The organism is Bacteroidales bacterium (assembly GCA_016709865.1).
Classification (GTDB): Bacteria; Bacteroidota; Bacteroidia; order Bacteroidales; family VadinHA17; genus LD21.
The window spans coordinates 1,688,373-1,711,784 of record JADJLX010000005.1 but is presented as its reverse complement, the minus strand read 5'-3'; the positions used below and the strand labels follow the sequence as shown (position 1 = coordinate 1,711,784).

Below are 23,412 nucleotides of genomic sequence, written 5' to 3'. Positions count from 1 at the left end.
TCATACTTTTTCATAAAAATAAGCTATTTTAAGATCGGCATCATCCCAGGTATAGATCTTTTTTTCACGATTCAGATAGTAAAAATTCAGAAGAGAGAAGTCGCCGGCGCACATAGTAGTATGGGCAAACAGAAATAGTGAAAGACTCCATTTCCATAAGCCGGGAAGCAGCAGTATCATTAAAACTGTTATGATACTAATTAAAATGAAGGGAATAATTGCCACAATTTTAAACTGAACAGGAGATGCAACATACCTGTGTGCGGTAACATAGAACAGGTATTGCTTCAGATCCATACCTATCCTAATATTTCTTCCACCTGATAAATAGTATGGTATAATGTGTAATACTTCATGGATCGGGATACATAATATCGGTAATATTATCAGCCCAATAATTGAATGAAGAAGAATACTCATTCCCGGAAATGCTCCCGAGATATTTATTCTGATTTTCAGCGACAAACACAGAAAGAGCAGATTAGCTGACCAGAAAAAAATCATTAACGGGGTCGTCTTCTTCAGATACTCAAAAATAAATGTTATAAGTTCGTTATAAGGTACAACTAAAATTGGCCTGAATTTTGTCTGATCATCAAGATCTTCCACACTGAATGCCATATTTTGATACATTTGTGAAAAAAATATCTTTCGTGAAACTGATATTTTCAATATTAGCAATCTTATTTCTCATAACCGATATATCAGGGCAAAAAGATACTTCAAAATCTAAAACTGATACTATCCCCACCCGTGCTTATCTTATTCAGAATGTTAAGCGTGATGGTGTAACAATGCCAGAGATTGAGATAAAGGAAGTTACAGTTGTTGCACGTCCAAGGAGTGCCAGGAGAAGCGATTACCGCAGATATGAAAGACTGATTCTCAATATTAAAAGAGTCTACCCTTATGCATTAATGGTAAGAAGAAAGCTTGATCAGGTAAATGAAGCTATGAAAAAAATACCTGATGAAAAGTCACGAAAGACTTATATGCGAGATGTTGAAAAAGATGTTTTTGCTGAGTATGAAGATGACATGAGGACGATGACAATGACCCAGGGACGACTTCTGATAAAACTTATCGACAGGGAGACCCAGAATACTTCATATGATCTGATTAAAGATTACAGAGGTAAGCTTACAGCCGCATTCTGGCAGGGTATAGCTCGTATTTTCGGAACAAATCTTAAGGAAGAGTACGATGCATATGGTGAAGACGCCCTTATTGAATTAATTATTACAGAAATAGATGCAGGCAGATTGTAGACTTATTATACCCCTTCTCCCCGTATTATAATTCCAATTGTATAGAATGCTACTTTCATGTCGAACCATAACGAACGGTGACGAAAATAATGGAGGTCATATTCTAGACGTTTCAGCATCTGGTCAACATTTTCAGCATAACCATATCTGACTTGTCCCCAGGATGTAATTCCGGGCTTTATTCCCTGAAGTAGTTTGTAGTCAGGATTTCTTGATATTAACTGATCGATAAAGAATTGCTGCTCAGGTCTGATGCCGACAATGGACATATCACCTTTCAGCACATTAACAAAATTCGGGATTTCATCAAGTTTATGCTTTCTCATAAACCTTCCCAAAGAAGTTATCCTTTTATCATTCTTTCCATTTATAAGTGGTACTCCATCCTCTGTCCCATTGTGCATCGATCTGAACTTATAAAGTTTAAAGGGCATGCCTCCTTTTCCGATCCTGTTCTGGGTATATATTACAGGTCCCTTACCGAAAGCCAGTATAGCTATTGTAAGTATCAGGATAACAGGTATAAGGATGATCAGACAGAATAAACTGAACGAATAATCAAGTATCGTTTTTATAATATAGTAGGGAGCTTTCCTTTCTAAAATCATAACATAAAAATACAAAAAAAAATGAGTAGTGTATCTATGACCTGAGGTCTTACAATTTTTATATTTTTGTGAATTAATTTACCCCTGAGAATTTCAGATGACAGATTCATTCGAAGCAAAAGGAAAACGCAAAAAACTTGTAGCTGAATTACGTCAGAAGGGAATCACTGATGAAGATGTGCTCCGGGCTATAGATACTGTTCCAAGGCATCTTTTTATGGATCCGGCCTTTCTGGTTCATGCATATACTGATAAGGCTTTCCCGATATCATCTGGACAAACTATTTCACAGCCTTATACTGTAGCTGTTCAGTCATCACTGCTAAGGGTGAAGAAAAGGGATAAGATCCTTGAAATTGGAACAGGATCGGGTTACCAGGCAGCTGTTCTGGTAGAGATGGGGGCTAAAGTATATACAATTGAACGTTTCAGGGAATTGTTTCTCAAGGCCCAGTCGATATTAGCCCCTCTTGGTTATTCAATTGATTTCTTTTACGGCGACGGCTACGAAGGTAAACCTCAATATGGTCCTTTCGATGGTATCATCATAACTGCAGCAGCACCCGAAATACCTGATGTTCTGCTTAAGCAGCTTAAGATCGGTGGCAGACTTGTGATCCCTGTAGGTGGGAAGGGTTCTCAGGTGATGAAGGTTGTCGAACGAACAGGAGAAGATAGTTTTGACTACTCAGATCATGGTTATTTTGTTTTTGTACCTATGCTGAAAGGTACTGTGAATGGGAAATGAAGACGGAAGACGGAAGACAGAAGACCGAAGGCAAAAAATAAAGGCAAAAAATAAAAGGCAAATTTATATGGAGATATACCGGTTTGTATTTAATCCGATTGATGAAAACACTTATATTTTAGCTGACAAGTCAGGCGATTGTGCTGTTATTGACTGTGGTTGTTATGACAGGGAGGAGTCTGATCAGCTTGAAAGATTCCTTGCAGAGAAAAAACTAAATCCGGTATTGCTTCTTAATACGCATTGTCATCTCGATCATATTTTCGGCAATAAATTTATGCTCGACAGATATAATCTTAGGACTCTGTCGGGAGAGGCCGATGAACCAAACAGAAAAAACGCAGCCCAGCACGCAATGCTCTTCGGCCTTTCTATGGAAATCCCTCCTGAGCCCGGAGGATATTTGTCAGATAACCAGATTATTACCTTTGGAGATACTACCCTTGTTGCTCTCCATGTTCCTGGTCATGCGCCGGGTAGTTTCGCTTTCTACAGCGAAGAAAACGGATGTGTCTTTACAGGGGATGCTCTGTTTGCAGGCAGCATAGGCAGAAGCGATCTGCCGGGAGGTGATCATGAGACATTGATAAAAAGTATCAGGAACAAATTATTTGTTTTGCCTCCATCAACTGTTGTATACGCAGGACACGGTTCTGAATCAACTATCGAACGTGAGGTCAAAACCAATCCCTATTTTTCCTAATTTAAATCATACTTTATTTTGCAGGAATTTCAGTTCTTTGCTTTCTCATATTTAAAGTCAAACAACATTATTTATTGATAAAATACAACTATGTCATCAGATAAATTTGTCAACAGGCATAACGGTCCAAGAGATAATGAGCTGCCCAAAATGTTAAATACAATAGGCGTAAGCTCACTTGATCAGCTGATCAGCAAAACAGTACCAGCTTCATTGATGCTTAAAACGCCTCTCAGCCTGCCCGAGGCAATGAGCGAATTTGAATATCTTAATCATATAAAAAGTATAGGGAAAAAGAACAAGATGTTCAGATCATTTATCGGACAGGGATATTATGGTGTAGCTCCCTTATCGGTAATCATCCGGAATGTTCTTGAAAACCCCGCATGGTATACTTCATATACTCCCTACCAGGCAGAAATCTCGCAGGGACGGCTTGAAGCGTTGCTTAATTTTCAGACTATGATCATCCAGCTTACAGGTATGGAGATCGCAAATGCCTCATTGCTTGACGAATCGACAGCTGCTGCTGAAGCAATGATTATGATGTTTAATGCCAGGTCGAGGGCGGCTGTCAAAGCAGGTGCAAATAAGTTTTTTATCGACGATGATGTTTTCCCGCAGACACTTGATGTAATAAAAACACGTTCTATGCCTTTGGGTATAGAACTTATTACAGGAAAATATACTGAGGTCACATTCAGTGAATCATTTTTCGGAGCATTTGTTCAGTACCCTGCTGCTTCGGGTCAGGTGAGGGATTACAAATCATTTACGGATATGGCACACTCTTCCGGAACTCTGGTTGGTGTTGCCGCTGATCTGATAAGCCTGGCATTGCTGGTACCGCCCGGTGAGTGGGGTGCAGATATTGTTGTTGGTTCAAGTCAGAGAATGGGACTTCCGATGAGTTTTGGCGGTCCTCATGCAGGCTATTTTGCTACAAAGGATGAGCTTAAAAGAAGCATGCCGGGAAGGATTATCGGAGTTTCTGTAGATGCCCAGGGAAACAGTGCTCTGAGGATGGCATTACAGACCAGGGAACAGCATATAAAACGTGAAAGGGCTACATCAAATATATGTACTGCTCAGGCTCTTCTTGCAACTATGTCGGGCATGTATGCACAATATCATGGTCCTGAAGGATTGAAAAACATTGCAACACATATTCAGAAGTCAGCCTGCACTATCAGCTGTTCTCTGACCGGCCTTGGCTTTAAGCAGGTTAATTCTGAGTTTTTCGATACTGTCAGAATTGATCTGGGACAAAACATTTCAGCAGATAGTATCAGAAAAATGGCCGAAGAGGCAGAAATGAATTTTTACTATCCTGATGATCATACGGTTCAGATCAGCACTGATGAAGTAACTACATTTAAAGAGATAAGTGCTATTACTGAGATCTTTGCAAAAGCTGCTGGTAAGCATACCGGCAAAGTTACTGCTTATGGTAACTGTACCTGTCTGGATAATAAGTTTTACAGGAAATCTGAGTTTCTGAAAGAGGGTACTTACAACAGGTATCATAGTGAAACAGAGATGATGAGATATATCAAAATGCTTGAAAGAAAAGATTTTTCTCTCACTCATAGCATGATCTCACTGGGTTCCTGTACAATGAAGCTTAATCCTGCCAGTTCAATGTTTGCAATGAGCTGGCCTGAATTCGGAAATATTCATCCTTTTGTCCCTAAGGATCAGGCAGAAGGATATTATCAGATCATGGATGAGCTTGGTGAGGCACTGAAAGAGATTACCGGTTTTTCAGCAATTTCATTCCAGCCAAATTCAGGAGCCGCAGGGGAGTATGCCGGATTAATGGTTATCAGGGAATATCACCTGACACACGGCGAAGCACACAGGAATATTGCTCTTATACCCTCTTCAGCACATGGCACCAATCCTGCCAGTGCAGCAATGGCCGGCATGCAGGTTGTTGTAGTGGAATGTGATGAAAAAGGAAATATCAGTGTTGATGATCTCCGGAAAAAAGCTGAAGAGAACAAAGCTAATCTGGCTTGTTTCATGATAACTTATCCCTCAACACATGGCGTATTTGAGTCTGCTGTCAAAGAGATGACAGACATAGTTCATTCCAACGGCGGACTGGTTTATATGGATGGTGCCAACATGAATGCACAGGTGGGACTCACCAATCCGGGTTCAATTGGCGCTGATGTCTGCCACCTGAACCTTCATAAAACATTCGCCATTCCTCATGGCGGCGGAGGACCGGGTATGGGCCCGATTCTTGTAAACAATAAGCTTGCTGAGTTTCTTCCATCGCACCCTCTGGTTAAGACAGGAGGCAGTTATGGAACAACTGCTGTTGCAGGAGCGCCATTTGGAAGCGGACAAGTTCTTACAATATCACACGCCTACGTAATGATGATGGGTTCATACGGTTTAACACTTGCAACCAAATATGCCATCCTGAACGCAAACTATATAGCTGCTTCTCTGAAAGGATACTTCAAAACACTTTATACCGGAACTGAAGGATTTGTTGCTCACGAAATGATACTCGATTGCCGTAACTTCAAGACTGAAGCAGGAATAACTGAAGGCGATATTGCAAAGCGGCTTATGGACTATGGATTCCATGCTCCAACTCTTTCATTTCCTGTTCATGGAACTCTTATGGTTGAACCTACTGAGTCTGAGTCGCTTCAGGAACTTGATAAATTTATCAGTGCTCTGAAATCAATCTGGAATGAGATTCAGGAAGTAAAAGAGGGAAAAGCCGACAAAGAGGATAATGTTCTTCATAATGCTCCGCATACTGTGAAAGTATTAACAGCAGATGAATGGAAACATTCTTATGACAGGCAGAAAGCTGCATTCCCGCTGAAATGGGTGATTGAGAATAAGTTCTGGCCTTCGGTGGGCAGGATTGATGATGGGTATGGCGACCGTAACCTTGTTTGTACATGTGCTCCAATTGATTCATACAGAAACTCATGAAAAATTCTTACTGGAATGATCTTACAGCAATGATCGATGGGAAGAAACTGACCTATCAGCCTGTTGGATTCATTATTGACAGTCCATGGATTCCGGGATGGTATGGTACATCCAACATCGACTTCTATGCATCAGATGAGATCTGGTTAAAATCAAACCTGAAAGCAATTAATACATTTCCCGATGTCTGGTTCCTTCCGTCATTCTGGTCGGAGTATGGAATGTGCACCGAGCCCTCTGCGTTCGGTTCACGGATGGTTTTTCTTGAAAAAAATCTTCCTCATGCTGAAAGAATTCTTTCTGGTATTGAGGCTGTTGAGTTATTACCTCAGCCAAATGTGAGAACTGATGGTCTTTTACCTTTTATGATCAGCAGGTTAAGAAATAACCAGGAAGCAATAAATAAAGCAGATCATCAGATAAGGTTTGCTGTTGCCAGAGGACCATTGAACATAGCAAGTTTCCTGATGGGGACTACTGAGTTTATGATGGCTCTCGCAATGGATCCGGAAGGATCGCACAGGCTCCTTAAGAAGATTACGGATTTTATCTGCGACTGGGTGGCATGGCAGAAAGAGAGCTTCCCTTCGATTGATGGAGTACTTATTCTTGATGATATTATCGGTTTCGTTGGTGAAGTTGAATTTGAAGAATTTGTTCTTCCTTATTTTAGCCGTATATTCGAAAGTGCTAACGTTAAGGTAAGGTTTCTCCATAACGATGCTGAAGGTTTAATTACAGCACGATACCTCAAAAAGATGGGTGTAAATATGTTCAACTTCTCCTTTAATCATTCCATGGGTGAGATCCGCGAACTCGCCGGACCAGAAGTTGTCTTGTTGGGAAATATTCCTCCCAGAGATGTTCTTGCGGCAGGCACGCCTGAACAGGTTGATGCTGCTGTGGCAAAAGCATTCGGAGAAATAAAAAATCACGATCGAATAATCTGGTCAGTGGGCGGAGGGATGCCACCCGATGTGCAGAATGTAAATATTGAAGCGTTTATAAATGCAGTAAAAAAGTATTCTAAATAATCCTGATTATGAAGAGATTAATTTTTCTGGTAATCCTTTTAATTAGTGTCACATTTTTTGCCGGAGCTCAGAAAAAAGAAGTCCTGCATTTCACGGTGGAATCCGGAGCATTCCAAAGGATAAACACCCCTGTAAGTGCCGGGTTAACAGGAACCATACTCATTGATACTTTATCATATCAGCTGGTAGAAAAAGTAAATGGTAAACTTATTGAGAAGCCATTTCAGATTGAACCAGGTTACAATACATTGCTGTGGTTTGTACTTGATGGTACTACTGCTCCCGGAAAATCAAGGGAGTACTTCCTGTACCAAAACACCAATAACAGTTTTGAAAATAAAATTACAGCCGATGTAACTGCAACCGGGATAATACTGAGAAATAGTAATTCAGAAATTCTTAATTATCAGACTGCCGTTCATTACCCACCGGCAAAAGTTGATACTGCCTACAGGAGAAGCGGATTTATACATCCTGTAGTGTCACCTTCCGGTAATGTTCTTACAAGAATAGATGCCCCGGATCATTATCACCATTTCGGGATCTGGAATCCCTGGACCAAGGTTAAGATCCGTGATCATGTTACTGACTTCTGGAATCTTGGATCCAAACAGGGAACTGTAAGATTTGAAGGTATTAATTCAACTGTAAATGGTCCTGTTTACGGTGGTTTTTCTGTCCGCCAGGAACATATCGATTTCCGAGGAAAAAAACCTGAAGAGCTGACTATGAATGAAATATGGGATATCAGGGCATGGAATGCCGAACCTGTTGCCGGGATAAAAGCCTGGCTGGTCGATTTCACCACATTCCTTACGGTTGCTGGTGATTCCACAATAGTCTTCGAGGCATACAGATATGCAGGCGGAATAGGTTTCAGGGCAACGGCAGAATGGAATAAGGATAACAGTACAGTTCTTACCTCAGAAGGAAAAACACGCGTCACTGCCGACGGTTCTCATGCCCGATGGGCCGATCTGAATGGCGCGTTCAAAGAGAATGGTCAGTCGGGGATTACCTTTTTTTCACATCCTGAGAACAGAGCTCATCCTGAACCAATGAGAGTTTGGCCCGAATCACAGAATGGAAGGGGAGATGTTTACTTCGAGTTTTGCCCGACCAGGTTTACCGACTGGGCACTTGACCCGGGTAAGATTTACAGACTCAAATACAGAATGCTGATTTATGATGGCAAAATTGACAAGTCAGCTGGTGACAGAATATGGAATGATTTCGCTTATCCGCCACAGGTAAAAGTTATTAGTAAATGATGATAAAAAAATTGCCACCAAGACTCTAAGACACAAAGGATCACCAAGAAAACAATTAAAATAATTGGTGTTTCTTTGAGCCTTGGTGACTTGGTGGCATGAAAAACTAAAATCAAACGAAATATTGAAACTATGAAAAATCTCTCTTTCTTAATTCTTTGTGCGTCGATTATCACTTCCTGTGGATCAGGAGGCTCAAAGCAAACTGACAAATCCTCTGAGACAATGGAAAAAACATACCAGGTAAATCTGCTTACTGTCGACCCGGGCCATTTTCATGCCGCCCTGGTACAGAAAATTATGTACGATCAGGTGTCGCCCGACGTTCATGTTTATGCTCCGGAAGGGCCGGATTATCAGCAGCATCTTAACAGAATAAACTCCTATAACACCCGTACGGCAGATCCTACAAAATGGAACGAGATAGTTTATACCGGTACAGATTTCTTTGAAAAAATGCTCTCTGAAAAGGCAGGTAATGTTGTTGTCCTTTCAGGAAATAACAGGAAGAAAGCTGAGTATATAACAAAGTCGATTAATGCCGGACTTAACGTACTGGCTGATAAGCCAATGATAATCTCACCTGATGATTTTCAGGCTCTTGAAACAGCGTTCGCTACAGCAAAGGAGAAAGGTGTTTTGTTATATGATATTATGACAGAGCGCTTTGAAGTAACAACAATACTTCAGAAATTGCTTTCTCAGAAGCCTGAGGTATTCGGAACACTTAAACCCGGAACAAAGGAAGATCCTGCAGTTACTAAGGTCAGTGTGCATCATTTCTCAAAGATAGTGTCTGGCACACCCCTTCTTCGTCCGGCATGGTTCTTCGATGTTGAACAGCAGGGTGAGGGTATTGTTGATGTTACAACACATCTTGTCGACCTCGTACAGTGGGAATGTTTCCCTGATCAGATCCTCAGTCCGGCTGATATCAAAATGGAAGCTGCAAAAAGATGGCCAACACTAATCTCACCTGAAGAGTTTAAGGGTGTTACAAATCTTGAAACATATCCTGATTATCTTCAGAAAGATGTGAAAGACGGAAAACTTAACGTCTATGCAAATGGAGAGATGACCTACCAGATTAAAGGTGTATATGCAAAAGTCTCTGTTGAATGGAAATATCAGGCTCCTCCGGGAGGTGGTGATACACACTATTCAGTTATGCACGGAACAAATTGCGACCTGGTAATTAAACAGGGAGCTGAGGAAAAATTTCTGCCTACACTTTATATAGAGAATATTAAGGGAGCAAAAATAGCTGACTTTACAACTAAGCTAAAAGAAGTTGTGGGTTCATTACCATATGATAGTCTGCAGGTTGAGGCAGTTGGCAAAAGTGCACTCAAAATCTCTGTTCCAAAGAAATACAGAGTTACCCATGAAGAGCACTTCGGACAGGTAACTGCCAAATTCCTTGAGTATATGAATGCCGGAAAACTGCCTGAGTGGGAAGTACCGAATATGATTACCAAGTACTATACAACTACCAGCGGGTTGAAAATGGCGAAAGGAAGGTAGCTCAGAGCATAGAGCACAGAGCACAGAGCAAATCCTGCCCTGCGCCCTGTGCCCTGCGCCTTTACTCAAACATATTCTCCACAACCATCGAATAGAGTTCTTCGTGGCTGATCTCTGCTGCATCTGCCTGCTTGGGAATAAGGCTCTCTTTCGTCATTCCGGGGATTGTATTGATTTCGAGGAAGAAAGGTTTATCATTAATTACAATAAAATCGACTCTTACAATTCCCTTGCATCCAAGCAGATCGCAGATTAACAGGCTGAGTCGCTGAATCTCATTGGTGATATTTGAAGGCATGTTTGCAGGTGTAACTTCATCCGACATCCCGGGAGTATATTTTGCCTCGTAATCGAAGAATTCGTTCTTGCTTATTATCTCTGTTACAGGAAGGACAATCGTCTTGTTTCTTGTTTTCACTACCCCGCATGCAACTTCCCTGCCCTTCATAAAGGCCTCAATCATAACCTCATTGCTCTCCCTGAAAGCTGTCTCTATAGCTGACATAAGATCTTCCTTTTGCTTCACCTTGGTAACTCCAAAACTTGATCCGCTGTCGTTAGGTTTCACAAAACAGGGGAGTCCGGTTCTTTTTATAATGTTTACCGGATCAAGGCTGTCACCCTTTCGGAAAAGGATTGCATTAGCCATCGGGATATTATATTCTTTCAGGAATAGTTTACAGGCCTGCTTGTTAAAGGTAAGGGCAGAACAGAATGCGCCGCAGCTGGTATATGGAATACTCATCATGTCGAAATATCCCTGAATGTATCCATTCTCCCCCGGAGTACCGTGTATAGCAATGAAAACGCCGTCGAACCTGATCCTGTGCTCATCTGTGACCAGCGAAAAGTCATTCTTGTCGATATTATGATACCTGCCTTTCTGATCTTCCCAGTACCAGTTTGTGCCTCTCATCATTATCAGGTATACAATATATCTCCCTGATAGAATTTTTTCTACTTCACCTGCACTTTTAACAGATACTTCAAATTCAGAGGAATCACCTCCGGCAACAATCGCAATAGTCTTCATGTTTTGTTTAATTTTTCAATCCAAAATTAGTCAATTTTATGAAACTCCGAAGAAATACCGGATGCTCTGCACTCTGTACAATGTGCCCTGCGCCCTGTGCACCATGCCACTTGCTCTGTGCCCCGCGCAATATTTTTTTTAATCATTTGGCTAATAAGGTTCATATGTATTACCTTTGATGAAATATTAAAATCATAAAAATGAAAAAAGGTTGTTTGATATCAATTATTATAGGTGCAGTTCTGGCACTGATAGTTTTATCCGTCGTTATCTGGGGAACCAGAGTGTATAACACAATGGTTACCATGAATGAGGGTGTAACAAGTCAGTGGGGAAATGTTGAAACATCGTATCAGCGCAGATCTGATCTTATTCCGAACTTTGTGAATACTGTTAAAGGCGCAGCTAACTTTGAACAGACTACTCTTACACAGGTTATTGAGGCAAGAGCAAAGGCTACTTCAGTAACTATTGATCCTACAAAAATGACTCCTGAAAGCATGGCACAGTTCCAGCAGGCTCAGGGCCAGGTTTCATCTGCTTTGGGCAGACTGATGGTTGTTATGGAGCAATATCCGGAATTAAAAGCAACTCAGAATTTCAGGGATCTCCAGGTTGAACTTGAAGGTACTGAGAACAGGATTTCTGTTGAAAGAAGGAAATTCAATGAAGTAGCACAGGGATTCAATACTTATATCAAAAGGTTTCCTCAAAACTTCATAGCCGGGATGTTCGGATTTGCTGCAAAACCTTATTTTGAAGCTTCCGAAGGAGCTGAAAAAGCACCTGTTGTTACTTTCTAATCTAATTTATACATATTAAATGAATGCTTCATCGTTCTTTACAAAAGAGCAGCAGGCTCTGATTCTTGCTTCTGTTAAGGAGGCTGAAAAAGAGACTTCCGGAGAGATCAGGGTTCACATTGAAACATCACTCACAGGAGATGTCCTCGACAGAGCTGCCTGGGTATTCAAAAAACTCGGGATGCATAAAACAGATGAAAGAAACGGGGTACTGTTTTATCTTGCTGTCAGCGACAGGAAATTCGCTATTATAGGCGATGCAGGTATTAACTCAAAGGTTCCCGCCGGTTTCTGGAATGAGATCAGTGAACTGCTAGTAAAGAATTTTAAGGAAGAAAAATTTACTGAAGGTTTGTCGGAAGGCATATTAATGGCCGGGAAACAGCTTCAAACTCATTTCCCGTTTAAAAAGGATGATGTTAATGAACTTCCGGATGAGATCTCATTTGATAAACTAAAAGGAGAGTAATTTATATGAGAAACAGACTGACTAAATTACTCGCCCTTACTGTTATTTTTTTCACAGTAAATTCAGGTTTTATCTTTGCTCAGGATATTCCCGACAGGCCAAATCCTCCAAGACTTGTTAATGATTTTGCCGGCTTACTTACAGCTAATGAGATAAATAGTCTTGAGCGTAAACTTGTTTCATTTAACGATTCAACAACAACCCAGATTGCAATTGTGATTGTTAAGACGTTATCGGGATATGATAAATCGGACTATGCACAGCGTCTTGGCGAGAAATGGGGAATAGGGCAGAAGGGCTCAAACAACGGGGTGCTGATTCTAGTTAAACCAAAAACCTCTGATTCAAACGGAGAGGTTTTTATTGCACCGGGCTATGGTCTTGAAGGTGTGATACCTGATATAACATGCGGCGAAATTGTTGATTATGAGATACTCCCTGCATTCCGTATAGAAGATTACTTTGGTGGCCTTAATAATGCAACAAGCACAATCATGTCGCTCGCGAGAGGTGAGTTTTCTGCCGAGCAGTATGGAATGTCGGGCAGAAAGAGCAGCGGAAAAGGCATGCCTGTCGGATTTATTATTTTCATCATAATAATCATCATAGCTGTTATCTCCGGTAAAAAAGGAGGGTCGAATAACAAGAATATCAGCAGCGGAGGTTTGCCACTGTGGTTACTGCTCAGCATGATGAATTCAGGAAGAGGCTCTCACAGCGGCAGCTGGGGCGGTTTCTCAGGTGGCGGCAGCAGCGGTGGCGGCTTTGGTGGCTTCGGTGGCGGCAGCTTTGGCGGAGGAGGTGCTGGAGGAAGTTGGTAATGCTTCGGCTTCGCTCAGCATGGCTAGGGGCAAAGAGCGCAGGGCACAGGGCACAGAGGATATTAAGACAGAGTACTTTTGCTCAGTGTAACTCTGTGTCTCCTCAGTGTAACTCTGTGTAATTTTTTTTAATCAATGGCTTCCCTTCCGGAGGTGTATTTCCTCCATTTTTCTATAACCTGTACCATATCATCAGGCAGATTTGAATCGAAGTGCAGTCTTTTACCGGTAACCGGATGATCAAATGAGAGTGATTTGGCATGCAGTGCCTGTCGCGGGAGTATCTTGAAACAATTCTTTATAAACTGCTGATACTTTGTAAAAGTAGTACCCTTTATTATCTGATCTCCGCCATATTCTTCGTCGTTGAAAAGGGGATGCTTTATATGACTGAAATGCACTCTTATCTGATGTGTCCTGCCTGTCTCAAGCTTACACTCAACAAGTGATATATAGCCCAGGTTCTCCAGTACTTTATAGTGTGTAATTGCTGTTTTTCCTTCACTTTCATCAGAAAAGACCTGCATGACTTTTCTGTCCTTAATACTTCTTCCTACATTCCCGGTAATTGTTCCTTCTGCCGGATCAGGAACACCCCAGACCAGAGCATTATATCTTCTGTCAGTGGTGCGGTCGTAGAACTGTTTCGAGAGCCTGTTAAGCGCAAACTCATTCTTCGCAATTACAAGAATTCCTGATGTGTTTTTATCAATCCTGTGGACCAGTCCCGGCCTGCTCTCTCCAGTATTGAAGAGCGGGAGATCTTTAAAATGCCACATCAGTGCATTTACCAGTGTTCCGGAATAATTACCGTAGGCCGGATGTACCACCATTCCTGGTTCTTTATTTACAACAAGTACATCATCATCTTCATAAACAATATTCAATGGAATATCCTGGGGAATCAGCTCAATCTCCCTTGGGGGCGTAGGCAGCACTATCTGGACAATATCTCCCGGTTTAATCTTATAATTTGGTTTAACCGGATTATTGTTAACCAATATATTACCGGCATTTGCAGCATTCTGAATGCGCGTGCGGGAACTGTTCTCAAGCCTGTCTGACAGGAACTTATCAATTCTGAGTAATGACTGTCCGGGATCTGCTTTAAACCTGTAATGTTCAAAGAGTTCCTGTTCAACCTGGTCAATTAATTCTTCCTCTGCCATTTTTTCTCCTTACTTTGATTTAATTAACCGGTTATAACCAACAGTTTTGTCGTTGTGACTTGTTATAACTATGTAAATCCCCTTTGGAAGGGATGTAATATCAATCCTGTCACTGTCAGCCACTTTTATAAGTTCGCGGCCTGAGATGTCGTATATTGAAATATATGTTTGTCCCCACAATGGAATGTCTCCCTTTTCAATTGTAATATGATCAGAAGCAGGGTTGGGCCATATTTTTACGATATTTTTATTCTTTGAAAAAATATCATCTATTCCTGTGATCTTCAAAGGATCGCCAACAACAGCTCTGATCATTACGCTGCCATCGACCTGCGACTGATTCCATTCCCCGTTAATCCAATAAAATTGTTTCCCTTTATGCGGAGTATTGACATCAAATCCTGCGTTAAGAAATGCTTCTGACCGCTGTTTCCATCCAACATAAAAAATACCATCTACCGGAACGCCACCTGGTATCCTGTACCTGTAGAATCCATTAATATAGTCTCCCTGCTCAACCATCACCTCCTCTTCAGTATGAAGCACATTGCCCGGTGAGCCATTATTGTCGTCCCATACCATCAGATCAAAGGCTCTTTTGTTTGCATCCATATAGCTGTCGTTGAAGCAGATCTGAACAGCCCTTAAAGTATCCTGCATAAATGATGTGAAGCGGTAAGCCAGCATGGCATTTCTTGACCCCAGACCATTTATACCATATCCGCCTTCTGAAGAACCATCATCAAATGCAAAGTAGTTTTTAAAAACCTGGTAGTAAATAACAGTGTCATTTTCCTTTGGATCGAATGCATCAGTTTTAAGGGAACAGGTAATCCTGAAAAGTGCAGAATCGGGATTATCGGTGTTGTAGGTATAGACCAGATTCGCATTATATGTAACATCAGATGAAGCGTTTATGTTTGTTGCCCCCGGGGAAAATGAGTGTGCTTCCGACTTTTTATAAACGTCCCATATTTCAAAATTACGGGTGATATTCCTTGTAATAACATCATTGTTACGATACTGAACCGGTATCGCGGAACCCATCTCCTGAAGCGAGATCTGTTTGAACTGTTTCCATGGCATCGATTCATGTCTCTTCAATACTGACCTGACGGGCAATCTGAATGCCACGTCATTATAGACGGTATCCGCCTCATTTCTGTTTTTATCAATCTTCAGATAGTCAATATTCCAGATATCGCAGTTGCCAACCATCGAAGGATCGCTGAGGTTCTGGCTAAGACTTGCATAATTAATGAAACGGAACTGAAATCCTCTTTTAAGGAACCTTGACTGATTTACAGGAATTATTACAGCTTTGAAATTTTTGCCGGTTTTACCTTCACTCCTCCATACCGAATACCATTTGTTTTCTGCAGGTGCAAAAAACTGAAGTGTCAGGCTGTCATTAATCTCAGGTGAATCGGCGAGGCCGCCAGCCTGATAATGAAAACTCAGCCATATATTGTCAGATGCTGTATAGTTCAGATTCAATGGCTTAGAGGTCAGCTGATCAGCTTTAAATCCTGATGAAGAGGCAGTTTCGTACAGTCGTCCCAGATTATTGAGAGCATCAAAAGTAGCAACGCCCAGGGTGATCTGCCGGTCTGAATATGTATTGTTTACAAAGACAAACTCATCTGTCCACCATTTCCTGTCAGGATATACTGTCTGCCCAGAAAAATCATCAAATACCGGTAATGTAATAGTATCCCCGGCAGTTATACCCTTAAAAGTATGTAACTTGTTTATCTGACCTGCTACTGTGTAATTTGATTGCAGACCCGTTATTACCTCCTGTGGAAAGACAACAGAAGGTATGAGAAAGAATAAGGCAGTATATAGAAAAAGCTTTCTGAGCATTATAATTAATTAGATGGCCTGCTTAATATTTCTGCTGCAGGGATAGTATCCGTCACGATCAGTGTTGAATCAACCGGGAGTTTGGCTGAATCAACTGTTAACCAAAGGTATATTGCAGATCCCAGCTGAAGGCTGGCATCTTCTTTAAACTCCGGATTCTGTTTGTAGACAAATGCATTAACAGTATCATCGCCTGTTAAAATTGAACTGTCATAAATATAGGTACCAAGACTAAAAGCGGAAACAATAATCTTGTTTTTGGCAGGATCGAGGTGCATACCCATTAGATCGGGCACAGAAGAACGCTGATTGCTAAGACCTTTGCCTAAAACCAGATCAATTACCGAGCCTTTCTGAAGTGAGTCTCCCGGATTGATCTTTTTCCCGTTGTATAACTGGTCAAGAACAATATTAATCGACAGATCAGGCCTGAATCTCGATTCTCCCATCTTTAATCCTGAGCTCTCAATCTGCAGCAGAGCCTGTCTGATAGGGAGGTCGATAAGATTTGGAACTGCAACCATTTCCGGATTGAAGGCATTTATTGTAAGAACAATATTTCTCCATTTTTTGACTTTGAATCCAGGCTTCGGACTCTGCTCAGCTATACAGCCACGTGGTACAATCGTGGTGTAAACTGAATCAGCAATAGTGTATTTCAGCTTGTTTTTCTTTGCCAGTTTAATTGTTTCCTCAAGTGTAAGTCCGTAGAAATCAGGAACAGGCCGGGCCTGACCATGTCTTGTATAGAAGTTCATCCATATAAGCAGGATCATTATAACACCAACAACAATCGATATAGCCAGTCCCAGGTTTTTAAGAAATACTTTGCTCAGGATAAAGTTTTTTAAGCTCATATTGAAAATTGATCATTTATAATAACGTAAAGGTACTTATAAAATTGCTTTTTTGCCCCCTTCCCCCTAAAGGGGGTATAATTCAGAGCTGTTTTAGCCCCCCTTCAGGGGGGATGGGGGGCATAGGACTATAGAGTGAATCCCTTTCCACCGGCACATAACCTGCTTCGGTTATCAGTTTGCATATTTCTTCTGTTGTCATTGCGGGTTTCTCCTCAGCTGAACCTGCCATTGAATAGATCCTTGTTGTGTCGTCTATTGTACCGTCCATATCATCGGCTCCGAATGAGAGTGCAAGCTGTGAACTTTCTTTGCCAATCATTGGCCAGTAGGCCTTTATATGAGTAAAATTATCGAGATAAATCCTTGATACAGCGTAGTTTCTGAGATCTTCGATTAGGTTTACCTCCCCCAGGTATGACATGCTGTTATTTGTCTTTTTATATTTCAGGGGAATAAATGCATTGAAACCACCTGTTCTGTCCTGTAGTTTCCGGAGTCGTTCAAGGTGGTCTATCCTTTGAGTGTAATTTTCAATATGTCCGTACAGCATTGTCGCATTTGATGGAATGCCCAGCCTGTGTGCCGTCTCATGAATTGTAAGCCACAGATCAGATGAGGCTTTCTCATCGCAGATCTGTTTTCTGAGCTCCTCATCAAAGATCTCTGCTCCTCCTCCGGGGATAGAATCGAGTCCATACTCTTTGAGCAGGCTTAATCCTTCTTCAATTGTATAACCACCTTTGGTTATCATATAGTCGAGCTCTATTGCTGAGAACGCTTTTACATGAAGTGTTGGTCTGTGCTCCTTGATCTTCTTTATCAGTCTGCCCCAGTAATGAAGATCATAGGCAGGATGAACCCCTCCAACAATATGCACTTCTGTTACCGGTTTGCTGTCGAACTTCTTAACGATGTTCAGCATCTCATCATGACTGAACTCCCAGCTTTCAGGATCGCCTTCAGGCTTATGGTAAGAACAGAATCTGCAGTTATAGATGCATTTGTTTGTAGGTTCGATATGAAAATTGTGATTATAGAAAGCTTTGTTGCCATTATGTCTTTTCCGTACTACCCCGGCCAGAATGCCAAGCATTGCCAGGTCAGCTTTTTTAAAAAGCAGGAGCCCTTCTTCCGGTGTTATTCTTTGTTCAGCTGATACTTTTTCGGCTATTCTTCGCAGATCAGTATCAGTTATAGCGGTTAGAAGATGATTCATATATTGAAAAATTTGAGTCGGTAAAGGTAAGAAATAAAAAAAGGTGCCTTAATAAAAGACACCTTTTTAAGATATTGTAGAATGTGAATTATCCTTTAAGTTTAAGTTCTTCGGAAACAGTAAGTTTCTTTCTTCCCTTGGCTCTGCGTGCTGCAAGAACTCTTCTTCCGTTCGGGGTTGACATCCTTTCCCTGAAACCATGCTTGTTTGATCTCTTTCTTCTTGATGGCTGAAATGTCCTTTTCATCTTTTCAAATATATTTGTTGTCTAACTCTCTGATTTGAGACTGCAAATGTAGTACTTTTTTGAAATATAAAAACGCGGAGGGTGTTTTTTTTCAAAAAAATCAAAAAGGCAGGTAAACAATCTTTTTCGTTTCAAAGAATTGCTCGTCAAAAAAGTCACTGATATTCCAGATAGTCACCCTGTTTCTAAACGGGTTTAACTCTTCATCAAGATCTCCTCCCTTGAGGTAAATAATGCCGTTTTTCAGACTGTTTTTTCCTGACCTCTCAAGGTTCTTTTCTGTCAGTTTCACAAAGGAGCTGAACTCTGTAACTGCCCTGCTGATAATAAATTGATACCTGTTTTTTTCTTCTTCGACTCTTTTTCGTAAGGGGATTACATTTTTCAGACCCAGTTCATCAGCAGCAGCTGAAACAACTTTTATTTTTTTCTCTATTGAATCGAGAAGAGTGAACTGACAATCGGGAAATAGAATAGCCAGTGGTATACCGGGAAACCCTCCGCCGGTACCAACATCAAGGATTCGTGTTCCCCGCTGAAAATTAAATTTTTTCGCTATTGCCAGTGAATGAAGCACATGATGAACCATGAAATTGTCCATATCCTTTCTTGAAACAACATTTATCATGCTGTTCCAATTGTCGTATACTGGCTTGATCTTCGAAAACTGTTCCTTCTGCAGATCTGTCAATGAAGGGAAGTACCGGATAATATTTTCTGACACTACCTGTTGCCTGTTTTGATTAATATGTTGTATAACAATGTTTTGGCCCTGTAGAGCTGGGCTTTAACAGTCCCGATCGGGAGTTTAAGTTCCGATGAGATCTCTTCATATGAGTACTCCTTATAATACCTGAGTTCAATAAGCGATTTATATCTCGGTTTGAGCTGGCTTACAATATCTTTGAGAGCTTCAATCTTCTGGTGATTTATCAGGGATTCTTCAGGATCGGGGAGGTCGGACTGGATATTAACTGTAACATTATCCATACTATCCTGCAGATGATCAAGAGGAGTAGGGGCTAACTGTTTTTTTCTGATGAAGTCAACGCAATTGTTCGTGGCAATCTTAAAAAGCCAGGTGCTGAAAGCATATCTGGGTGTATATGATTCAATATTACGGAATGCTTTACCGAAGGCTTCAATTGTGAGATCTTCAGCATCGTATGGATTATTTACCATCTTCAGAAGCATATAGTAGATGGAATCACGGTAACGGTTCATCAGACTGGCAAAGGCTTTTTCGTTTCCCTTCTTTGCCTCTTCCACCAGCAGCAGATCGCCTTTGGCCTTTTCAGATAAATCGTGATTTATTTCCATCTGTTTTTACCGGATCTGTTTCTTAGGCTGCCAATAAATACTATACTGTTAATCACAGGTGAAAAGATATCAAAAAATAGTGAATAAAACACTAATCCAGGTTCATTCAGTTTTTTGGAACCAAGAAAAATTACAGTTCCCATTGTTATCAGCCTTAATCCAAAGATAGCCAGAACATAAGGCCATAAAAAAGTGAATGAGAGAAGTACAATCATAAGGGTATAAAAAACCACTCTCGCTGATGTCTCTGTTAACAGAAGGAATTTGTCCCTTAATTTATAGTATGGTGCGGTGGTAAGATGCCTTTTTTTCTGGGTAAACCATTCTGTAACAGTTCGTGCAGGCACCGACAGGGTATGGGTTCCTGTACTGAATTCAACACAGGTATTTTTGCCTGTGGCATTTGTATTCACGAAAAGGTCATCATCGCCCGATTGCAGGTGGTTATGTGCACCAAATCCTTTATTTTCAAAAAAGACAGAACGTCTGTATGCAAGGTTACGTCCTACACCCATATACGGAACACCCCTTATCGCCATCCCCAGGTACTGCATTGCAATAGTCATGCTGTCGTATCTGATATATCTGTTCAGCAGACCCTTTTCTTTACGATATCCTCCATAGCCAAGTACAAAACTTTTTTCCGGAGTAAAATGTGATGTCATACCCTGCAGCCATCTGTTTGATTCTGGCTCACAATCAGCATCAGTGAAGAGAAGTATTTCGTTTTTAGCTGCTTTGATCCCGATAAACTGGGCCATCTTTTTGTTATGGGTGAACTTAGGGTCCTTGTTTACTGTGGATACCCTGAGATGCGGGTACTTAACCAGATAGCTTCCCAGAACGTCGTACGAATTATCTTCTGAGCAGTCATTTACGACAATTACCTCATAATCGGCATAATCCTGTTCCAGCACTGCAGGTAAAAACTTCTTTAGATTTTCAGACTCGTTCCTTGCACAGATAATTACAGAAACAGGTGGCTGGTCACTATTGACTACTCGGGGTTTATTCAGATAAACAGCGAGATAGAAAAATAAGTAATAAAATAACTGAATAGCTGCTGCTGCTGCAAAAATTGAAAAAACAACCAGCAGAATTGTATCATAGTATTGCGCCATCTGACTTCCTAATATGTCAGCAATATTAATAAGATAATCGGAATGAAGAAAAAAATATTCAGGTATAATTTCAGAAGGCCGTTTTGAAAAATTACCTTTGTGCTTCGAAAAACGAGATTGAGTTATATGTTTAAGGTTGAGAGCAGGGACAAAGGATCAAAAGCGCGTACGGGAATGCTGCGAACAGAACATGGTGATATTCCTACTCCGATCTTCATGCCTGTAGGCACAGGAGGCACTGTTAAAGGGATACTACAGCGGGATCTTTCTGAAGATATTGATGCTAAAATAATCCTCGGTAATACATACCATCTCTATTTACGTCCGGGTACAGAAATTCTGAAAACTGCCGGAGGACTTCATAAATTTATGTCGTGGGACCGTCCTATACTTACCGACAGTGGAGGATACCAGGTCTTCTCCCTCACAGGAAACCGGAAACTGACCGATGAAGGCGCGCACTTCAAATCACATATCGACGGATCAAAACATCTGTTCACACCTGAAAATACAGTTGATATTCAGCGTATTATCGGTGCCGATATTATTATGGTATTCGATGAGTGTGCTCCATGGCCATGTGAATACAGCTATGTAAAGAAATCGGTTGCACTTACTCATCACTGGCTCGACAGGGCTATCGTCAGATTTAATGAAACAGAACCAATCTATGGCAAAGAGCAGTTCATGTTTCCTATCGTTCAGGGCGGTACTTTTGATGATCTGAGAAAGATCTCTGCTGAAAAAATTGCTTCCGCCGGATTAGCAGGAAATGCAATCGGCGGACTTTCAGTTGGGGAACCGGCTGAAGACATGTACCGTATAATCGAAATAGTGAATGAAATACTTCCTGAGGATAAACCACGTTACCTCATGGGAGTAGGTACTCCGGTCAATCTCCTTGAAGCTATTGAGCGGGGAATTGATATGTTTGATTGTGTAATGCCTACTCGTAATGGCAGAAACGGAATGTTGTTTACATCTGAAGGGACAATTAATATCAGGAACAGAAAATGGATCGACGATTTCAGTCCTATCGATCCGGAAGGTCCGTCAGTTGTTAGTCTTAATTATTCAAAAGCGTATCTTCGTCACCTGGTGATGTCCGGTGAAAACCTTGGTGCGCAGATTGCAAGTATACATAACCTGGCATTCTATTTGAGACTGGTGAGCCAGGCACGAAAAAAAATTGAAGAAGGTGATTTCGGAGTATGGAAAAGTACAATGGTAAAAAAACTCTCGGAGAGGCTTTAGGCTCACTGAGAATTAAACTTATCGATGCTTATATTATCAGGAAGTTTCTTGGCACTTTCTTCTTCAGCCTAGTCCTTATTCTGACAATCGCAGTAGTATTTGACTTTGCCGAGAAGATTGACAACTTCATGGAGAAAGAGGCTCCTGTTAAAGCTATCATCTTCGACTATTATTTCAATTTTGTACCTTATTTCGCCACCCTTTTTGCTCCTCTTTTTGTATTTATCTCCGTTATATTTTTCACTTCTAAAATGGCGGTTAATACTGAGATTATTGCCATTTTGAACAGCGGAATGAGCTTTAAGAGAATGATGTGGCCCTATTTTCTCTCAGCACTGGTTATTGCCATTTTTACTTTTGTTCTTACAAATTTCATTATCCCTCAGTCAAATCTGATTCGAATGGATTTTGAGGATAAATACTACCGTTCTTCAGCCAGAAAGGTTATTGTTGAGAATATTCACAGGATGGTCTATAAAAACATTTATGTCTATATAGGCTCATATAATCCGTTAAGCGGACGTGGACAAAACTTTACAATTGAGCATTTCAACGACAGTAACAGGCTTATATCCAGGCTTGAAGCATCCTCGGTTTTGTACGACACCACTATAAAAAAGTGGACAGCTCTGAATTATTATCTGCGCGAATATAAAGAAGGTGAGGATATTATTTCGAAGGGAAACAGGATTGACACAACTCTCACGATTAAGCCCAGTGACTTATCGCGCGACCCGGGATTTGTCGGAACAATGACCTACCGGGAACTTAACGACTACATCGATCTCCTGCGATTGCAGGGCTCTGATGAGCTTAAATTGTTTCTTATCGAAAAACACAGGAGATTTGCCAATCCCTTTGCCATATTTATACTAACTCTGATAGGTGTTTCACTTTCTTCCAGAAAGATAAGAGGAGGTATCGGTATGAATATAGGAATTGGCCTTACTCTAAGCTTCTCGTATATACTGTTTCTTCAGTTTGCTTCCCAGTTCTCACTCAAGGGAAGCCTTGGTCCAATGCTGGCAATGTGGATTCCAAACATCCTCTACTCAATTATTGCCCTGGTGCTGTATAAAATGGCGCCAAAATAGTATCTAAAGTCATACAATT

General features: G+C 41.0%; 23 protein-coding genes. 12 read left to right on the top strand and 11 right to left on the bottom strand.

Features of this window, described 5'->3' with window-relative positions:
• Positions 1 to 633, bottom strand: coding sequence for a DUF3267 domain-containing protein (locus IPJ16_15530; GenBank protein MBK7628585.1), 633 nt, complete (start codon positions 631 to 633; stop codon positions 1 to 3).
• A 20-nt stretch (positions 634 to 653) separates the two neighbouring features.
• Between IPJ16_15530 and IPJ16_15525 the strand changes: the two genes are divergently transcribed.
• Complete coding sequence (locus tag IPJ16_15525; GenBank protein ID MBK7628584.1) at positions 654 to 1,268, top strand: DUF4294 domain-containing protein; 615 nt, start codon at positions 654 to 656, stop codon at positions 1,266 to 1,268.
• A gap of 5 nt (positions 1,269 to 1,273) precedes the next feature.
• On the opposite strand, the gene IPJ16_15520 is transcribed toward IPJ16_15525, so the two are convergent.
• Positions 1,274 to 1,876 carry a sugar transferase gene (locus IPJ16_15520; protein MBK7628583.1) on the bottom strand — a complete coding sequence of 201 codons (603 nt, stop codon included), beginning with the start codon at positions 1,874 to 1,876 and terminating at the stop codon, positions 1,274 to 1,276.
• A gap of 97 nt (positions 1,877 to 1,973) precedes the next feature.
• On the opposite strand from IPJ16_15520, the gene IPJ16_15515 reads away from it, so the two are divergent.
• The 6 genes from IPJ16_15515 to IPJ16_15490 all read left to right on the top strand — a co-directional run bounded on the left by IPJ16_15515 (position 1,974) and on the right by IPJ16_15490 (position 10,120).
• Positions 1,974 to 2,624, top strand: a complete 651-nt coding sequence (locus IPJ16_15515; protein ID MBK7628582.1) for a protein-L-isoaspartate(D-aspartate) O-methyltransferase — start codon at positions 1,974 to 1,976, stop codon at positions 2,622 to 2,624.
• Between the two features lie 67 nt (positions 2,625 to 2,691).
• Positions 2,692 to 3,327: an MBL fold metallo-hydrolase gene (locus tag IPJ16_15510; protein ID MBK7628581.1), complete on the top strand. Its 636-nt coding sequence runs from the start codon at positions 2,692 to 2,694 to the stop codon at positions 3,325 to 3,327.
• A gap of 90 nt (positions 3,328 to 3,417) precedes the next feature.
• Positions 3,418 to 6,291 (top strand): aminomethyl-transferring glycine dehydrogenase, encoded by a 2,874-nt coding sequence (gene gcvP, locus IPJ16_15505; GenBank protein ID MBK7628580.1) that lies wholly within the window; start codon positions 3,418 to 3,420, stop codon positions 6,289 to 6,291.
• The gene (locus IPJ16_15500; protein MBK7628579.1) at positions 6,288 to 7,325 is read left to right on the top strand and encodes a uroporphyrinogen decarboxylase; all 1,038 of its coding nucleotides are present in this window, start codon (positions 6,288 to 6,290) and stop codon (positions 7,323 to 7,325) included. The genes gcvP and IPJ16_15500 overlap by 4 nt, the downstream gene beginning before the upstream one ends.
• 8 nt (positions 7,326 to 7,333) lie before the next feature.
• Positions 7,334 to 8,596, top strand: a complete 1,263-nt coding sequence (locus IPJ16_15495) for a PmoA family protein (GenBank protein MBK7628578.1) — start codon at positions 7,334 to 7,336, stop codon at positions 8,594 to 8,596.
• Between the two features lie 132 nt (positions 8,597 to 8,728).
• The gene (locus IPJ16_15490; protein ID MBK7628577.1) at positions 8,729 to 10,120 is read left to right on the top strand and encodes a Gfo/Idh/MocA family oxidoreductase; all 1,392 of its coding nucleotides are present in this window, start codon (positions 8,729 to 8,731) and stop codon (positions 10,118 to 10,120) included.
• Between the two features lie 61 nt (positions 10,121 to 10,181).
• On the opposite strand, the gene IPJ16_15485 is transcribed toward IPJ16_15490, so the two are convergent.
• Positions 10,182 to 11,153, bottom strand: a complete 972-nt coding sequence (locus IPJ16_15485) for a D-alanine--D-alanine ligase (GenBank protein MBK7628576.1) — start codon at positions 11,151 to 11,153, stop codon at positions 10,182 to 10,184.
• Positions 11,154 to 11,353: 200 nt separating this feature from the next.
• On the opposite strand from IPJ16_15485, the gene IPJ16_15480 reads away from it, so the two are divergent.
• Genes IPJ16_15480 through IPJ16_15470 form a run of 3 tightly spaced genes read left to right on the top strand, consistent with a single transcriptional unit; the run spans position 11,354 to position 13,246 of the window.
• Positions 11,354 to 11,956, top strand: a complete 603-nt coding sequence (locus tag IPJ16_15480) for a LemA family protein (protein MBK7628575.1) — start codon at positions 11,354 to 11,356, stop codon at positions 11,954 to 11,956.
• A 19-nt stretch (positions 11,957 to 11,975) separates the two neighbouring features.
• Entirely contained in the window at positions 11,976 to 12,425 is a 450-nt protein-coding gene (locus IPJ16_15475) for a TPM domain-containing protein (GenBank protein ID MBK7628574.1), read from the top strand.
• A 5-nt stretch (positions 12,426 to 12,430) separates the two neighbouring features.
• Entirely contained in the window at positions 12,431 to 13,246 is an 816-nt protein-coding gene (locus IPJ16_15470) for a TPM domain-containing protein (protein MBK7628573.1), read from the top strand.
• A 128-nt stretch (positions 13,247 to 13,374) separates the two neighbouring features.
• Here the strand turns inward: IPJ16_15470 and IPJ16_15465 are convergent, their stop codons facing one another.
• The 8 genes from IPJ16_15465 to IPJ16_15430 form a co-directional block, all read right to left on the bottom strand.
• A complete protein-coding gene (locus tag IPJ16_15465; protein MBK7628572.1) occupies positions 13,375 to 14,415 on the bottom strand; it encodes an RluA family pseudouridine synthase in 1,041 nt (346 codons plus the stop codon).
• Between the two features lie 9 nt (positions 14,416 to 14,424).
• Entirely contained in the window at positions 14,425 to 16,281 is a 1,857-nt protein-coding gene (locus IPJ16_15460; GenBank protein MBK7628571.1) for a T9SS type A sorting domain-containing protein, read from the bottom strand.
• Positions 16,282 to 16,286: 5 nt separating this feature from the next.
• Entirely contained in the window at positions 16,287 to 17,138 is an 852-nt protein-coding gene (locus tag IPJ16_15455; protein MBK7628570.1) for a PASTA domain-containing protein, read from the bottom strand.
• Positions 17,139 to 17,220: 82 nt separating this feature from the next.
• Complete coding sequence (gene mqnE, locus IPJ16_15450; protein ID MBK7628569.1) at positions 17,221 to 18,357, bottom strand: aminofutalosine synthase MqnE; 1,137 nt, start codon at positions 18,355 to 18,357, stop codon at positions 17,221 to 17,223.
• Positions 18,358 to 18,445: 88 nt separating this feature from the next.
• Positions 18,446 to 18,604: a 50S ribosomal protein L34 gene (gene rpmH / locus IPJ16_15445; protein ID MBK7628568.1), complete on the bottom strand. Its 159-nt coding sequence runs from the start codon at positions 18,602 to 18,604 to the stop codon at positions 18,446 to 18,448.
• A 100-nt stretch (positions 18,605 to 18,704) separates the two neighbouring features.
• A complete protein-coding gene (gene rsmG, locus IPJ16_15440; GenBank protein ID MBK7628567.1) occupies positions 18,705 to 19,352 on the bottom strand; it encodes a 16S rRNA (guanine(527)-N(7))-methyltransferase RsmG in 648 nt (215 codons plus the stop codon).
• Entirely contained in the window at positions 19,328 to 19,924 is a 597-nt protein-coding gene (locus IPJ16_15435; protein ID MBK7628566.1) for a sigma-70 family RNA polymerase sigma factor, read from the bottom strand. Before IPJ16_15435 ends, rsmG begins: the two co-directional genes overlap by 25 nt.
• Positions 19,915 to 21,045, bottom strand: coding sequence for a glycosyltransferase (locus IPJ16_15430; GenBank protein MBK7628565.1), 1,131 nt, complete (start codon positions 21,043 to 21,045; stop codon positions 19,915 to 19,917). Before IPJ16_15430 ends, IPJ16_15435 begins: the two co-directional genes overlap by 10 nt.
• 126 nt (positions 21,046 to 21,171) lie before the next feature.
• Between IPJ16_15430 and tgt the strand changes: the two genes are divergently transcribed.
• Both tgt and IPJ16_15420 read left to right on the top strand, forming a co-directional pair.
• Entirely contained in the window at positions 21,172 to 22,299 is a 1,128-nt protein-coding gene (gene tgt, locus IPJ16_15425) for a tRNA guanosine(34) transglycosylase Tgt (protein ID MBK7628564.1), read from the top strand.
• Entirely contained in the window at positions 22,257 to 23,393 is a 1,137-nt protein-coding gene (locus IPJ16_15420) for an LptF/LptG family permease (protein MBK7628563.1), read from the top strand. Before tgt ends, IPJ16_15420 begins: the two co-directional genes overlap by 43 nt.
• The last annotated feature ends 19 nt before the right edge of the window (positions 23,394 to 23,412 follow it).

Bases quoted from the DNA above. Each gene is read 5' to 3' on its own strand.
- IPJ16_15530 (MBK7628585.1), bottom strand. From the start codon at position 633: ATGTATCAAAATATGGCATTCAGTGTGGAAGATCTTGATGATCAGACA.
- IPJ16_15520 (MBK7628583.1), bottom strand. From the start codon at position 1,876: ATGATTTTAGAAAGGAAAGCTCCCTACTATATTATAAAAACGATACTT.
- IPJ16_15515 (MBK7628582.1), top strand. From the start codon at position 1,974: ATGACAGATTCATTCGAAGCAAAAGGAAAACGCAAAAAACTTGTAGCT.
- IPJ16_15510 (MBK7628581.1), top strand. From the start codon at position 2,692: ATGGAGATATACCGGTTTGTATTTAATCCGATTGATGAAAACACTTAT.
- gcvP (MBK7628580.1), top strand. From the start codon at position 3,418: ATGTCATCAGATAAATTTGTCAACAGGCATAACGGTCCAAGAGATAAT.
- IPJ16_15500 (MBK7628579.1), top strand. From the start codon at position 6,288: ATGAAAAATTCTTACTGGAATGATCTTACAGCAATGATCGATGGGAAG.
- IPJ16_15495 (MBK7628578.1), top strand. From the start codon at position 7,334: ATGAAGAGATTAATTTTTCTGGTAATCCTTTTAATTAGTGTCACATTT.
- IPJ16_15490 (MBK7628577.1), top strand. From the start codon at position 8,729: ATGAAAAATCTCTCTTTCTTAATTCTTTGTGCGTCGATTATCACTTCC.
- IPJ16_15485 (MBK7628576.1), bottom strand. From the start codon at position 11,153: ATGAAGACTATTGCGATTGTTGCCGGAGGTGATTCCTCTGAATTTGAA.
- IPJ16_15480 (MBK7628575.1), top strand. From the start codon at position 11,354: ATGAAAAAAGGTTGTTTGATATCAATTATTATAGGTGCAGTTCTGGCA.
- IPJ16_15475 (MBK7628574.1), top strand. From the start codon at position 11,976: ATGAATGCTTCATCGTTCTTTACAAAAGAGCAGCAGGCTCTGATTCTT.
- IPJ16_15470 (MBK7628573.1), top strand. From the start codon at position 12,431: ATGAGAAACAGACTGACTAAATTACTCGCCCTTACTGTTATTTTTTTC.
- IPJ16_15465 (MBK7628572.1), bottom strand. From the start codon at position 14,415: ATGGCAGAGGAAGAATTAATTGACCAGGTTGAACAGGAACTCTTTGAA.
- IPJ16_15460 (MBK7628571.1), bottom strand. From the start codon at position 16,281: ATGCTCAGAAAGCTTTTTCTATATACTGCCTTATTCTTTCTCATACCT.
- IPJ16_15455 (MBK7628570.1), bottom strand. From the start codon at position 17,138: ATGAGCTTAAAAAACTTTATCCTGAGCAAAGTATTTCTTAAAAACCTG.
- mqnE (MBK7628569.1), bottom strand. From the start codon at position 18,357: ATGAATCATCTTCTAACCGCTATAACTGATACTGATCTGCGAAGAATA.
- rpmH (MBK7628568.1), bottom strand. From the start codon at position 18,604: ATGAAAAGGACATTTCAGCCATCAAGAAGAAAGAGATCAAACAAGCAT.
- IPJ16_15435 (MBK7628566.1), bottom strand. From the start codon at position 19,924: ATGGAAATAAATCACGATTTATCTGAAAAGGCCAAAGGCGATCTGCTG.
- IPJ16_15430 (MBK7628565.1), bottom strand. From the start codon at position 21,045: ATGGCGCAATACTATGATACAATTCTGCTGGTTGTTTTTTCAATTTTT.
- tgt (MBK7628564.1), top strand. From the start codon at position 21,172: ATGTTTAAGGTTGAGAGCAGGGACAAAGGATCAAAAGCGCGTACGGGA.
- IPJ16_15420 (MBK7628563.1), top strand. From the start codon at position 22,257: ATGGAAAAGTACAATGGTAAAAAAACTCTCGGAGAGGCTTTAGGCTCA.